This window comes from uncultured Nostoc sp. (assembly GCF_937863485.1).
Classification (GTDB): Bacteria; Cyanobacteriota; Cyanobacteriia; order Cyanobacteriales; family Nostocaceae; genus Nostoc.
In genome coordinates, this window is sequence record NZ_CALMFY010000225.1 from 20,503 (window position 1) to 33,761 (window position 13,259).

Consider the following 13,259-nt stretch of genomic DNA (forward strand, 5'->3'; position numbering starts at 1 on the left):
AAATTTGCTTTGACAGCAAAGGATTCGAGTAGGTTAATGTGACAATCAGTTAAATCGGTTTCATAAATGTTGTTTGTAGCTTGAACACGACCAGACTGATACTTTTCTACATAGTTCTGAGCGAAACATGGGTCTTGGATTTCAGCTCGCAAAACTTTTGGATAACCTGGAACCACTGATTCGGCAATCACAGTTCCAACCCAATTAGCATCAAAACTATAAACCAGTATTCGGTCAGCACTCAGTGCTTTACGAACCTCATCTACAGTGCTTTTGAGCACATCCTCTTCGTGGAGCGATTGGCGAATGCTGCGGGTAATTTCGATAAATACCTCAGCTCTATCTGCCTTTGTATCTACCTGTTCTAGAAGCTTGGCGTAGTCAAGGGCAAATCCCACTTGCATACCTATCTGAGCGAATAAATCAATCTCAGACTGCTGCCAATAGCGAAGTCTAGAACACTGATGTGCAATCAATAAACCGTATAGCTGCTTGCCTTTGAGAATAGGTGCTACTAAATTAGATTTGACACCAAATTGCTCCAGCAACTCAATATCACCATCATTCAGATCGGCTTGATAGATATCATCAATAGCACGGATGCGACCATTGTGGTATTTTTCTATATACCCTGCCTCGAACCAAGGGTTAGAGATTGTAACCCCTAACATTTTCGGTAAACCAGCTGCTACTGATTCGGCAATAAAGGTTCCATTAGTGTTGGAGTTGAAGCAAAAGATGGTTACGCGATCAATGCTTAAAGCTTTACGAATTTCTTCTGATGTAGTTTTGAGAACATCCTCTTCATTGAATGATTCTCGAACCCAACGGGTAATTTTCATCAATAGTTGGGAGTAATCAGCTTCGGCTTCTTTCTGTTGTCCCATAACCGAAAGCAGCTCTGTGAATAAGTTGATGTTTCTCTCTAACATCACTAATTCATCTTCACTAGCGATGAAAGTTTTAGTAAAGTCACTGTCTGGACGTAGCTTATTTTTGATAATATTAGAAGTTACAGCAGCCTTGCTAACTCGACTAATAGCTCGATTAGCTATAAAAGTTGCGATCGCACCAGCCAAAATTGCTGTTCCCCCCATAGCAGTTAACAAGAGTGAGAGTTGTCCCTGTAGAGCAAGTTCAGTTTGTGTTGAACTTTTCAGACTCTCTTGTTTGACTTGCGGAATTTGTTTGGTAATTAAATTAATGCCGTAGTAGTAAGTAGCTGTTCCAATTGCAACCACAGGAAGGACACTGATGCTTAGTGCCCAAACTATTGCTTTAGTCTTTAAACTCCATTTTTGTTGCCACAGCTTTTGTTGACGATTTTGTCTTGCTTGGGTTTGAGAAAAAGACTGACTCATAAATGAAACCTGGATTCCTGCAATTCAGAATCAAGTAAATAACTTCACCACCAAATTCTACATAAAATTTCTTAAATAAGGACTGGCTTTCAGGAGTATTTTGAGGCACTAACTTTTTACGTCATGCTCCATAATACTTTTGTTGGCTTTGACCTCAAAAAATCTGGTCTGATTAACGGGCTTGTTAACAATCAAATGGCGATCGCTTTGTTTTAATGTCTTATTTTCTCATCAGCTGTTGCGGTTTTTTGGCAAGACAGCCAAACAATCTTTCTTTTTCAACAATAGTTATACAGAAGTTATACAGACTTCTCACAGTTAGCCTCCCCCGTAAGAAAGGGAAGGAATAATGCGAAAATAAGCCTTTAAGCCCTTGACAGGAGATAAGCTTAGTAGTGATTCCTTAGGTTTCTAGGAATTGTCTAGGGAATATTCCACCCACTTGAATCAATTAAGACACAAGCTGAAACAGGTTCTTGATTCTATTTCCACGCAAGCGATGCCTACGGCGGTAAACTACGCATCGAGAGAGTGGATGGGATTAGATCACAAGAGCTTTATTACAGCAAAATTCAAGTATTTGAACCACATCTGTCGTAGGGGCGTAAGGCCTTGCGCCCTTAGCGCGTGGTTTATTTACCTGAAAATAGCTCAAAATTTATTTTTTAATTGCCGACAATTGCGACATTTTCCAGAAATAGCTAGAAATCCAATTGGTAATAATGTGAGCGACAATCGGCACTAATAAGTTGCCTGTGAGCAGGGCGCTATATGCCAATATCATCCCAACAATTGTTGCCCAAATCACATAAGGCCATTGTTGGGAACCGCTGAGATGCAAGATACCAAAACAAAGACTGGATAAAATTACAGCTGTAAGATCAGAGCCTAAAGCTGGCAGCATCACACCTCTAAATAATAATTCTTCACTCAACCCCGGTAGTAACCCCAGCCAAATTAAATCTGGTAAGGCTAAGGGTTTCAGTACCACTTCTAGGTAATAATCTGCACTTTTACGATAGGCAGTCCAAAGGCGATAAGTTAAGCCACTTAACGCGGTGATGACGAACCCTAACCCTACACCCAACAGCAACTTTCTTTGGTTCAAGTCCCAAGAAAATAGGGAAAAGTTGCCCAAGTGCAACAAAACTTTGGCGACTATCAACAAAATGATTGCAGTCGCTCCCATCGCCCCAAGTACTTGGATGCGCGTCAGGTATGGAATTTCTGGCTCTTGTTTGTGTTGTTCAACCACGGGTTTTTAAGGGGAGTGGGGCATACTTCGACTGCGCTCAGTAACCAGGGGGGCAGGGGGAGAAATAACTTATAATTTTTAACCTGTACAGACGCGATTAATCCCGTCTCTCCAAAGTACAGACGCGATTAATCGCGTCTCTCCAAACTCCTAACTCCTGTACGCGATTAATCGCGTCTTTTAACTACTGGCTGCAAAGGTAATAAATTGGGACGGAGAGCAAAGGGATTGATGCCTGCTTTGTGTGCTGCTAATACACCCACTGCTTCTAAATATGAGTTTACCTGTATAGTTTTGATCCCCAAGGGTTGGGGAGGAACTTTGATAAGGGTTTTATTTTCTTCTACTGTAATTATTTGGCATCGTCTTTGGCTTAAACTCAGTAAGGCACTGCTACCACAAGCAGTTGCAGGTACGATCGCAGCATCGACTTGATCTGCCCAAATATCTTCTTGCTCTGATGGGATCAGTCTTTTCTCAATTATAAATTGTGGGGCATGACTTAATCCTACAAGCACACACGGCAAAAAGGTATAGCCCAATTCTTCAGCGGCGGAACGGGGAGATAAATCAGGTTGTGGAGGTTCGCTCAAAAGGGCAGGAGAATGGGCGCAAGGAATTTGAAAGGTTCGCACTAGCAAATGGCTAATTACGGCTTCTGCACCCGCTAAAGGATCGACGCCTTCACCGTGGCGGTATTTTTGTACTGCTTCCTCATTTATATTATCGGGGAAACGGGCAACAACTGCGATCGCTTCTGCTCCCGCTTTCTTAATTAATATCTCAGCTGCCCGTAACAAGCTATCTGGGTTGCCAATTGTTCCCCAACTAGCTCCGGATGCTGTAGTCCGTAATTCTACATTTAATGGTGCATCAGTAATTACATAATCTGTGAGGGTCAATCCCAAAGTTGCTCTAGCTGCATCTGCTGCTTGTATATGTCGTAGTCGCAACTCTGGCTCAATGGCTTGGTCTAAAAGCAAACCTACTTTGTTGGTGCGGACTGGACGCAACCCCCAGCATCCAGAAGCAAATTTGTCAAGCCCATAACCTTCAACATAGAAGGCGTTTGGGAGATTCCAATACAAACTTGCACCATTAAGGACATTGGGGTGAGTAATTAGGCGATCGCAAACCTGTGCTATAACTTTGGCAACAGGTAAAGCATCTCCGGCATAACCCCCAATGGCAGCCCCAACGCCAGTTGGTACAATTAAGATAGCTGTGTATGGACGATTCATCTTATAGTTATCAGTGCCCAGTTGTGAGTTATGAGTAAAAATTATAATTACTTCTCACTCTCCAGGGCTATTTCGTTCTAGACATGAACTGCCCAGAACTAAAGTTTTGCGCCTCATAACTAAAGTCCGTTTTAAGGGACTATAACCTTTTCTCAGTCGTCTTTAGACTCAGAATTCATTCTGAGGCGGGCTAGATGAAAATGAAATAGTCTTTGCCTACTCTCAACTATCAACTTCTAACTCAGCACTCACTACTCAAGACTGGGCACTCTTTGTCACCACGGCTTCAACTATAGCTTTTTGTTTGTCAACGTCCACAGAGGTAACTGCCCAACGGAGGGGTTCCCCTTGTTTATTCAACTCTGTTTCAATTACTTTTAGTAATTCTGCGGGAGTTTCTTGTAAATCAATTTCTGCGGTAATAAAATGAGTCGTCATCTTGGTAAATCCTGTTGATTTGTAGTTTATAGAATAGCTGATATCAGTTGCTCTGAAATACTTATGTTATTTATCAGATTTGGTAATGTAAGTGAACAGTTATCAATAATCAATTCCGATACTGATAACTATTTACTGATTATTGGTCTTTGCCAAATTGTAACTGATAAACTACATCTTCTTTTTCCGTCTGAACTTTCAAATCAGAAAGGGGTTTGGCAACACAAAGCAATACGTAACCTTGCTTTTGCAAATCTGGACTAACGCCCATACCATCAGTTTGATCCACAGTTCCCTCGCTTATTTGACCAGCGCAAGTTGTGCAAACACCTGTATGACAGGAACTCGGCAAATCCAAACCAGCAGCATCGGCAACTGATAAGATAGTTTCATCTTCAGGAACTTGCAAGGTGTGAATTTCGCCTTGGTGATGAATTTCTACGGTGTAACTTTTGGGCATATACAAAGAAAGGTGATGCAACGAACAAATTTATTATTCTATCTGAATTAGTTAAAAATATCTAGATAGTAGCATAAAAGTTTAGGTTAAATACTGAGATTATAGTCACTAATTCTGAACAATTTTTAGACTAGTAACATTAATTACTATAATTATAATTAGTAGTTAAATTTACTATAAATATATATGCGCGATCGCGTTGTCTTAAAAACTGTATCTGTAAGTCTGCCTTTTGGCATTGGTTCGATGTCTTGGAATACTGACCCCACAGAACGGAAAGCCGCTTGGTCGCTTTATGTGGAATTGGTGACGCGCATTGCTGTGCAACCATTAGAAGTTGACCAGGGTTTGGTACGAGAAGCGATGAACTCTCTTTATAGTTTATTTGGCACTACCCGCGAAGTTCTCAAAGCCGCCGGGCCGGATGTGGGTGCTTCTCGTGATTCAGTGGGGGGAATTGCGATCGCTGTGTTGAATAATGGGTTAAGGCCGTTTTTGGCTAAATGGCATCCGTTGTTGCAAGCGTGGGAAGCTAGACGACCTCTGGGGGTGAGTCCCAAAGAACATGAGCAAGGTTGGTCGGAGGAACCCAAGTTGCGAAGTGAGTTGGAAGTTTTGCGCGGTGGGTTGGAAGATTACGCCAAGGCGTTGGCAAAAATTGCAGGTGTGGAGGAGTGATAAATGCAAGAACCTATGTTTGATGTGTTTCTGGCTCACAATAGTTTGGATAAACCTCTAGTGAGAGCAATTGCTCAAAAACTTAAGCAGTACCAACTAGAGCCTTGGTTAGATGAAGAGCAAATTCTTGGGGGAGACACAATTTTAGAAAAAGTTTACAGCGGAATTACTCAATCTAGAACAGGTGCTTTTTTTATTGGTCGAAATGGATTGGGGAATTTTCAAGAGAATATCGAACTATACACAGTAATAAATTGGTTTGTTAGGCAGCAGGGAAAATCAAAAAGTTTTCGTGTGATTCCTATCCTCCTGCCTGGAGTAACCAACATACCAGATAAAATAGCGCATCTTGCGATATGGCGTTGGATTCAGTTTAATAGTTTGAATGACGAATCCGCATTACAAGATTTGATACAAAGTATTATACGTTCAGAAGCACCATTTGAAATATCTCTGATCAATCCACCGCCTAGAAGACAATTTTTGAAATGGGTGGGTTGGGGAAGTCTAGGCTTAGGAATATCAGTGGTAGGTCGAGAAATTTGGAATCAACTACATCAGTCCGTTCCAACAAATACTAAAGTAGCTCAGACTGCAACACCAGAAACACAGCCTACTAACAGCATCTCTCGAAGGGAGCAGCAGGGCGAACGCAACCCACTTGAATCAGAGAGAGGCATTGACTATACCACACTGGACGGCCTCCTAAAAGCAGGAAAGTGGCAAGAAGCTGACAAAGAAACTTATGGGGTGATGATTCAGGCTTACGGTAAAAAGGATGACGACTTTTTGACCTCAGACGAACTCTTAAATTTTCCTTGCACTGACTTACGCACAATTAACCACTTATGGATAAAATACAGCAATGGATATTTTGGCTTCAGCGTCCAGAAGGAAATTTACTTGAGCGTTGGCGGTCAAGCTGACGGCAAGTATAATCCAGAAGCCTGGGAGAAGTTTGGCGATCACGTAGGATGGAGAGTGAATAGTAAGTGGTTTTTTATGGTTGAGAATAAAACTTATACTGATTTTACTGACACCTCCCAACTTAAGGGATACCTCCCTACTACGAAAGATAATGGACGCCTCCCTTTACTAGGAACATTAAGTGTGGGTTTTCTATTTAAAGACAAATCGTCGCTGGGTACGCGGATCTCTATTATCGCATCGAGACTTGAAAGTTGTAACATTAGTTACATTAAATCTCTATTCTGAAACGCATCGAGACTTGTAAAGTGTAACATTTAAGGCTTTCAGACATTTAAAAAGATTTATTACCTAGCCCAGATGGACGGTAGAATCAACAATAATTCCGATACCTGGCACTCGTGCGGGGTTATAACAGTTCGCCTGAATTGGTTCTCCTAAGATTTGCTGTTCTCGTGCTGTTGTTGCATCAAAACCTCTTGCTAAGAGTAAAGTAGCCACTAGAATATCTACATCTTCATCAATATAAACTAGAGCAAAAATCGTCATTTTTGATTTAATCTAGCTTTAATAGCTGGATGGACTAATTCATCAGGGACATGATTGCGTTCGATATATTCATTAATTTCTGCTTGATTATCTAAGTAAAAACTCAAAGCATCAAAGACTTGCGCTAAAGTTAAATGAGGTAAATGTAGCGGGATTTCTTCTGGTCTAATACCTAAACGCCAATTTTCAACAATTGCTCTCACAGGAGTTCTAGTTCCCTTAATAATCGGTTCACCTGATAAAATATCAGGCTGTCGGGTAACATAGTGAGAGTTTGTAGTAGTTGTCATACTAATGAAATTTTTGGCAGTATCTCTGTTAATGTATCACAGACTAATACCGCTACGCGGAAGTCAAAAGTCAAAAGGCTTATAGAATAAGCTTTTCATTTTTATTGAAATTTTTTTCAACTCTGCGATCGCTGTAAATCAACAATATAGACTATGTAGCGATGATTGCACTCACCAACAAACTTTGGTCATCAATGTTACAACATTAAGCCTTAAAGCTAGAACATTAAGCCTTAAAGCTAGAACATTAAGGCTTAAAGTTACAACATTAAGCCTTAAAGCTAGAACATTAAGCCTTAAGGTTACAACATTAAGCCTTAGAGCTAGAACATTAAGCCTTAAGGTTACAACATTAAGCCTTAAAGTTAAAGCGATCACTCATAGCGCTTCTCAATTGCATGGAATACAGACCATTTGTAGGGGCACAGCAATGCTCAGAAGTGTCAACTTAAGCTAAAATGCTTACCCAATATACGTTTTACCGCACCCCCAACCCTTCCCCTTACCAAGCTACAGTGTACACAAAAGTTGAATTACCCCCCTTAATCCCCCCGTTTATTGGGGGGAAACAGGAAATCTAGTTCCCTCCCCTTTCCAAGGGGAGGGTTAGGGTGGGGTAAAACTGACACCAATGAGCAATGCTATGCCCTATTGTGTATTGCATCCATAGACGCGTAGCGGCTACCCGCAGGGTACAAGAACCGCTATAGAAGTAAAAGTGCGATGTCTACGACGGGCTATGCCTACGCTTTTGCAACAACATTGTAGTTTTCGTACAACTTAAACATAATATTATTTCACTGAAAATCAACCTTTCGTGATTAAATTCCGAGAAATCACGGGCATTAATAAAAATTTTTACTCATAAAAATGCGCTTTTTGCTGAACCAGAATACAAGTCAATTAAGACAAAATAGTTCTGTAGAGCTATTAAAGGTGTAAAATTTTGCCTCGAACAAAACGTAGTTCCCGGATTCTAGACAAAGCTGAGTTTAGAGTTGCCGGATTGAAAGCTATCGATCCAAATATCAATTTTGATAATACTTACAGCTTGCAAAACCTGAGTCAATTAATAGAGCAGTTTCACAATATGCTTAATGATTATAATGCTGCTATAGCTATGATTGACTCTTCTAGAAAAAAGCTGGATGAGATGGAAAAAACCTTAAGTCAGGTTTCAGATAAAATGCTGGTGGGTGTTGGTTTTAAATACGGCAAAAACAGCGATGAATATGAACTTGCAGGTGGCGTTCGAGACAGCGATCGCATCCGTAAAAGCAGATTGACACGTTTAAAATCTAATACAGATAAAACATCAAATGAAAATGCAATAACCGCCTAGTACCGCAAAGCGGAAGTCAAAAGTCAAAAGTCACTCATTCAAAAGGTTTTAATTTTGGGCTTCCTGGCTGTAATGAAATGGTAGGTTTATTTCCGCCAACCTGTACTAATACCATTGCGCGGAAGTTTAAGCGACTAAAGTTAAGTGCATTTTGGGCGAGGCATGAAAAATTAAAAGTAATAAGCCGAAGGTGACATTCAAGGTGTCTAGATCCCCGACTTCTCAAAGAAGTCGGGGATCTATTGTCTCACGAATGATTCAGGACTGCTATATAATAAAACTTTGGATTAAGTCGGGCATTGCCCGCCCAACGCACTGGCTTGGCTATACAGACAAAACCCACGGAGGTGGGTTAAAAATCCTTGATTTCCTCTTAGTCCACGGAGGAAGACGAGAGTTTGTGTAGTAGCAAATTCTATTTGCCTAATACTTTTCAAACTATACCTTCAGTATAAAAAAGATTTGCAAACAACCGATTACTCATAAGGCTTTCAGCTATAAAAATCAGGTAAACTTTTATAGCCAAAAATTGCCTAAAAATATTTCATAATTAAATGGAGAATATCCCAATGGAGAACATAAAAATGCTGGAATCATATCGTAAACACGTTGCTGAAAGAGCAGCACTCGGTATTCCCCCTTTGCCATTGGATGCGAAGCAAACCTCAGAATTATGTGAATTACTGAAAAATCCGCCAAAGGGTCAAGAGGAGATATTATTGCATCTATTGAGCGATCGCGTTTCTCCAGGTGTTGATCCAGCAGCTTATGTCAAAGCTGGATTTCTCACCGCGATCGCCAAAAAGGAAATCACCAGTCCCTTGGTTTCGCGCATAGAAGCTGTGCAATTGCTGGGGACGATGGTAGGTGGTTATAATGTGCAATCTTTAATCGATTTGCTGCAATGGCCCACCGTATCCCTCTCAGACTCATCTGAAACACCTCTGGTGATGGGTGGACAAGGAAAGGAACCCATCGCTGCCTACGCCGCCAACGCCTTAAGCAGAATTCTCTTAGTATACGACGCCTTCCACGATGTTTTGGAGTTGTCTAAAACAAATCCTTTCGCCAAGCGGGTGATTGACTCTTGGGCTGAAGCTGAATGGTTTACCATTCGTCCCACAGTACCAGAAGCTATCACTGTCACCGTTTTTAAAGTTCCTGGCGAAACTAATACCGACGACTTATCCCCCGCCCAAAGCGCCACCACTCGCCCAGATATTCCCTTGCACGCCTTAGTGATGTTAGAGTCACGGCAACCGGGAAGTTTGAAAACCATTGCCGAATTGAAGAAAAAAGGGCATCCTGTAGCTTACGTTGGGGATGTAGTTGGTACAGGTTCCTCGCGTAAATCTGCGATCAACTCCGTATTGTGGCACATGGGAAATGATATACCTTTTGTACCAAACAAACGTGCTGGGGGTTATGTTTTAGGTGGTGCGATCGCGCCAATCTTCTTTAACACAGCAGAAGATGCCGGTGCTTTGCCTATTCAGTGCGATGTCACCCAACTGGAAACCGGCATGGTAATTACCATCCATCCTTACAAAGGCGAAATCACCAATGAAACAGGCGAAGTCATTTCCACCTTTACCCTCAAACCTGACACCATCCTCAATGAAGTTCGCGCAGGTGGACGCATCCCCTTACTTATCGGACGTACCCTCACCGACAAAACTCGTCTTGCACTTGGTTTAGAACCCAGCACTGTCTTTACCCGTCCCCAGCAAGCCTTTGATACAGGCAAAGGCTACACCCTAGCACAGAAAATGGTAGGTAAAGCTTGCGGATTACCAGGTGTGCGTCCCGGCACATCCTGCGAACCGATCATCACTACCGTTGGTTCCCAGGATACCACAGGCCCCATGACCCGCGACGAATTGAAAGAACTTGCCTGTCTTGGTTTCAGTGCAGACTTAGTGATCCAGAGTTTCTGCCACACTGCTGCTTATCCCAAACCAGTAGACATCAAAACCCATCACGAACTCCCCGATTTCTTTGCCTCTCGTGGCGGTGTTGCCCTCCGCCCCGGTGATGGTATCATCCACTCCTGGTTAAACCGGATGCTGCTACCTGACACCGTGGGAACTGGCGGCGACTCTCACACTCGCTTCCCCTTGGGTATTTCCTTCCCCGCCGGTTCTGGATTAGTAGCGTTTGCAGCGGCTTTGGGTGTCATGCCTTTAGATATGCCAGAGTCAGTTTTAGTAAGATTTAAAGGTGAATTGCAACCAGGTATCACCCTGCGCGATGTCGTAAATGCTATTCCCTACGTGGCAATTCAAAAAGGTTTGCTGACAGCAGAGAAGCAAAATAAGAAAAACGTTTTCTCCGGGCGAATTTTAGAAATAGAAGGTTTGCCAGATTTAAAAGTTGAACAAGCCTTTGAACTTACCGATGCTAGTGCCGAGCGTTCTTGTGCCGGATGTACAATTAAGCTGAGTGTAGAGACAATTTCGGAATATCTGCGTTCTAACGTCGCGCTGCTGAAAAATATGATCGCACGAGGCTATCATGATCCGCGTACCATGCTGCGCCGTGTGGCAAAGATGGAAGAATGGTTAGCAAATCCCGTGTTATTAGAAGGCGATGCCGATGCTGAGTATGCCGAAATAATTGAAATTGATTTGAACGAAATCAAAGAACCAATTGTTGCTGCTCCCAATGACCCCGATAATGTTAAATTATTATCGGAAGTTGCTAACGATCCAGTGCAAGAAGTATTCGTCGGTTCTTGTATGACAAATATTGGTCATTATCGGGCAACAGCGAAAGTTTTAGAAGGTGCAGGTGAAGTGAAAACTCGCCTGTGGATTTCACCACCAACCCGCATGGATGAACACCAACTTAAAGAAGAAGGTGTATACAGCATTTTTGGGGGTGCGGGTGCTAGAACAGAAATACCAGGATGCAGTTTGTGCATGGGTAATCAGGCGCGAGTTGCTGATGGCACAACAGTATTTTCTACGTCTACCCGCAACTTCAATAATCGCATGGGTAAAGATGCGCGAGTGTATCTTGGTTCAGCCGAATTAGCCGCAGTTTGTGCGCTGCTGGGACGGCTTCCGACAGTGCAGGAATATTTGGATATTGTGGCGAGGAGAATTCATCCTTTTGCAGATGATTTGTATCGGTATTTGAACTTTGATCAAATCGTCGGTTTTGAGGATGAAGGGCGCGTGATTTCTAAAGAGGAGCAGGCTTTGTTGGTATAGTTTAATTAGGTGGGTGTTATGCCCACCTAATATTTAACGTTTACAAGAGGAATATTAATGACCAGTCCATCTTTTATCAATGACAAAAATCTCTATGAACAAGATTTTTACTTGTGGACACAAACGATTGCCCAACAGTTAAAAGAAAATAATTTTAATGAAATAGATATACCTAATCTAATTGAAGAAATTGAAAACATGGGGAGAAGTGAAAAACGCGAGTTAAAAAATCGATTAATTGTGCTATTAATGCACTTGCTGAAATGGCAATATCAACCAGAAAAACGTAGTGAAAGTTGGCGCAGCACCATTTCTGAACAACGTATCTGTATTGAAACATTATTAGAAGATAGTCCCAGTTTGCAACCTCTACTTACAAAAGTATTTGAAGATTGTTATCAAAAAGCTCGTTTAAAAGCATCGGATGAAACAGGGATTAAATTAAATTTCTTTCCTAAAGAATCTCCTTTTACATTAGAAGAAACCTTAAAAAACAGCTATTAAGTTGAAGAAATGAATTTTTTTACCGTTGTAATTAGATAAAGTTCTGGCTATTGGGTAGCTTTATGTTTGGAAAATGGTGTTGTCGGACAGGGAAAGACGCAAGAGGATACAGTTAAGAAGATAACGGAAGCAATTGAGTCTTTTCAAAGTGTTTATGAATCTGAACCTAATACTTACAAATCTCCTATTTCTATAGAAGAATTATATGAATTTTTACTAATAGAGGAAAAAGCACAAGATTCGGATATATACGAATTAAGGAAGGTTTATGCCTAAAAATTACTTTCCCTTAAACCTAAAGAGTTAATAAAGCTTTTAGAACAAGCAGGTTGCACATTTTATTGCCAATGAAAAGGTGAGCATTGCTTATATACTCGTGAAGTTGATGGTAAAAGGAGAGTAGTTCTTATAAATATGGGTGCAAGAGAAATGTCTCCTGCTTATGTTTTGTGTATTTTTAGGCAGTTTGGTTTTACTGATGAGGAAATTGAAAGTCTTTTAAGTTAAATAGATTTAAGTAATTTTATGTTATGCTATGACATTTAGTAATCTCATGAAGCATTTGTAGTAAAGTTCAATTTCAGACCAAATTGCTGGGCAAGTGTTTGATAACGCATACGCACATCCTCGACGGATATTTTTAATTGAGCAGCAGCATAATTAACTCGTTCTTCACCAATCTCTTCTTGGGGATCTAGAAAGGGGTTAAGAGCATCTACATCCCTAGAAAGCAGCTTACGATCTATTTGATCCTGACAAATCCAAGATAATGCTTTGAGTGTTATTACCCTTATATTTTTATTCTCAGATGACAACCTGTTTAGCAAATTTTGTATAGTCTTAGCATCCCCAAGTTTTACTAGTGCTGCCTCTATTATTTGCTGCACATTATTATCGGTATCATTAAGCTTGGCAATCAGGGGTTCAACTGCTCGTACATCCTTAATCTGTCCCAATGCCTCTGTCACTGCTTGCTGTACATCGCTATCGGCATCATTA

The 13,259-nt window shown here is 41.2% G+C and carries 14 protein-coding genes; 6 read left to right on the forward strand and 8 right to left on the reverse strand.

The features are described 5' to 3' along the window. The 5 genes from Q0541_RS30940 to Q0541_RS30960 form a co-directional block, all read right to left on the reverse strand. A partial coding sequence (locus Q0541_RS30940; RefSeq protein ID WP_298920166.1) for a GAF domain-containing protein occupies positions 1–1,361 on the reverse strand: 1,361 nt, incomplete at its 3' end. 658 nt (positions 1,362–2,019) lie between these two features. Further along, complete coding sequence (locus Q0541_RS30945; protein WP_298920168.1) at positions 2,020–2,616, reverse strand: CPBP family intramembrane glutamic endopeptidase; 597 nt, start codon at positions 2,614–2,616, stop codon at positions 2,020–2,022. A gap of 167 nt (positions 2,617–2,783) precedes the next feature. Beyond that, on the reverse strand, positions 2,784–3,857 hold the full coding sequence (locus Q0541_RS30950; RefSeq protein ID WP_298920170.1) for a DUF3326 domain-containing protein: 1,074 nt from the start codon (positions 3,855–3,857) through the stop codon (positions 2,784–2,786). A gap of 255 nt (positions 3,858–4,112) precedes the next feature. Then, complete coding sequence (locus tag Q0541_RS30955; protein WP_298920173.1) at positions 4,113–4,295, reverse strand: hypothetical protein; 183 nt, start codon at positions 4,293–4,295, stop codon at positions 4,113–4,115. 139 nt (positions 4,296–4,434) lie between these two features. Continuing rightward, the gene (locus tag Q0541_RS30960) at positions 4,435–4,755 is read right to left on the reverse strand and encodes a 2Fe-2S iron-sulfur cluster-binding protein (RefSeq protein ID WP_298920175.1); all 321 of its coding nucleotides are present in this window, start codon (positions 4,753–4,755) and stop codon (positions 4,435–4,437) included. 186 nt (positions 4,756–4,941) lie between these two features. On the opposite strand from Q0541_RS30960, the gene Q0541_RS30965 reads away from it, so the two are divergent. Continuing rightward, positions 4,942–5,433 (forward strand): hypothetical protein, encoded by a 492-nt coding sequence (locus tag Q0541_RS30965; protein WP_298920177.1) that lies wholly within the window; start codon positions 4,942–4,944, stop codon positions 5,431–5,433. Between the two features lie 3 nt (positions 5,434–5,436). Further along, positions 5,437–6,648 (forward strand): GUN4 domain-containing protein, encoded by a 1,212-nt coding sequence (locus tag Q0541_RS30970; RefSeq protein ID WP_298920179.1) that lies wholly within the window; start codon positions 5,437–5,439, stop codon positions 6,646–6,648. A gap of 63 nt (positions 6,649–6,711) precedes the next feature. Here the strand turns inward: Q0541_RS30970 and Q0541_RS30975 are convergent, their stop codons facing one another. Continuing rightward, the gene (locus tag Q0541_RS30975; protein WP_298920182.1) at positions 6,712–6,909 is read right to left on the reverse strand and encodes a hypothetical protein; all 198 of its coding nucleotides are present in this window, start codon (positions 6,907–6,909) and stop codon (positions 6,712–6,714) included. Continuing rightward, positions 6,906–7,199, reverse strand: coding sequence for a DUF433 domain-containing protein (locus tag Q0541_RS30980; RefSeq protein ID WP_298920184.1), 294 nt, complete (start codon positions 7,197–7,199; stop codon positions 6,906–6,908). The genes Q0541_RS30975 and Q0541_RS30980 overlap by 4 nt, the downstream gene beginning before the upstream one ends. 946 nt (positions 7,200–8,145) lie before the next feature. Between Q0541_RS30980 and Q0541_RS30985 the strand changes: the two genes are divergently transcribed. The 4 genes from Q0541_RS30985 to Q0541_RS31000 all read left to right on the forward strand — a co-directional run bounded on the left by Q0541_RS30985 (position 8,146) and on the right by Q0541_RS31000 (position 12,536). Next, the gene (locus Q0541_RS30985; RefSeq protein WP_298920186.1) at positions 8,146–8,541 is read left to right on the forward strand and encodes a hypothetical protein; all 396 of its coding nucleotides are present in this window, start codon (positions 8,146–8,148) and stop codon (positions 8,539–8,541) included. A 584-nt stretch (positions 8,542–9,125) separates the two neighbouring features. Further along, a complete protein-coding gene (gene acnB / locus Q0541_RS30990; protein ID WP_298920194.1) occupies positions 9,126–11,756 on the forward strand; it encodes a bifunctional aconitate hydratase 2/2-methylisocitrate dehydratase in 2,631 nt (876 codons plus the stop codon). Positions 11,757–11,813: 57 nt separating this feature from the next. Continuing rightward, positions 11,814–12,260: a DUF29 domain-containing protein gene (locus Q0541_RS30995; RefSeq protein ID WP_298920187.1), complete on the forward strand. Its 447-nt coding sequence runs from the start codon at positions 11,814–11,816 to the stop codon at positions 12,258–12,260. A gap of 66 nt (positions 12,261–12,326) precedes the next feature. Continuing rightward, positions 12,327–12,536, forward strand: coding sequence for a type II toxin-antitoxin system HicB family antitoxin (locus Q0541_RS31000; RefSeq protein ID WP_298920189.1), 210 nt, complete (start codon positions 12,327–12,329; stop codon positions 12,534–12,536). A gap of 275 nt (positions 12,537–12,811) precedes the next feature. Here Q0541_RS31000 and Q0541_RS31005 read toward each other — a convergent pair. Continuing rightward, the coding region (locus Q0541_RS31005; protein ID WP_298920191.1) for a HEAT repeat domain-containing protein at positions 12,812–13,259 on the reverse strand (448 nt) is incomplete at its 5' end.

What these genes read in the sequence shown, in the direction of transcription:
- acnB (WP_298920194.1), top strand. Translation starts at nt 9,126, where the DNA reads ATGCTGGAATCATATCGTAAACACGTTGCTGAAAGAGCAGCACTCGGT.
- Q0541_RS30950 (WP_298920170.1), bottom strand. Translation starts at nt 3,857, where the DNA reads ATGAATCGTCCATACACAGCTATCTTAATTGTACCAACTGGCGTTGGG.
- Q0541_RS30995 (WP_298920187.1), top strand. Translation starts at nt 11,814, where the DNA reads ATGACCAGTCCATCTTTTATCAATGACAAAAATCTCTATGAACAAGAT.
- Q0541_RS30965 (WP_298920177.1), top strand. Translation starts at nt 4,942, where the DNA reads ATGCGCGATCGCGTTGTCTTAAAAACTGTATCTGTAAGTCTGCCTTTT.
- Q0541_RS30980 (WP_298920184.1), bottom strand. Translation starts at nt 7,199, where the DNA reads ATGACAACTACTACAAACTCTCACTATGTTACCCGACAGCCTGATATT.
- Q0541_RS30970 (WP_298920179.1), top strand. Translation starts at nt 5,437, where the DNA reads ATGCAAGAACCTATGTTTGATGTGTTTCTGGCTCACAATAGTTTGGAT.
- Q0541_RS30960 (WP_298920175.1), bottom strand. Translation starts at nt 4,755, where the DNA reads ATGCCCAAAAGTTACACCGTAGAAATTCATCACCAAGGCGAAATTCAC.
- Q0541_RS30975 (WP_298920182.1), bottom strand. Translation starts at nt 6,909, where the DNA reads ATGACGATTTTTGCTCTAGTTTATATTGATGAAGATGTAGATATTCTA.
- Q0541_RS30955 (WP_298920173.1), bottom strand. Translation starts at nt 4,295, where the DNA reads ATGACGACTCATTTTATTACCGCAGAAATTGATTTACAAGAAACTCCC.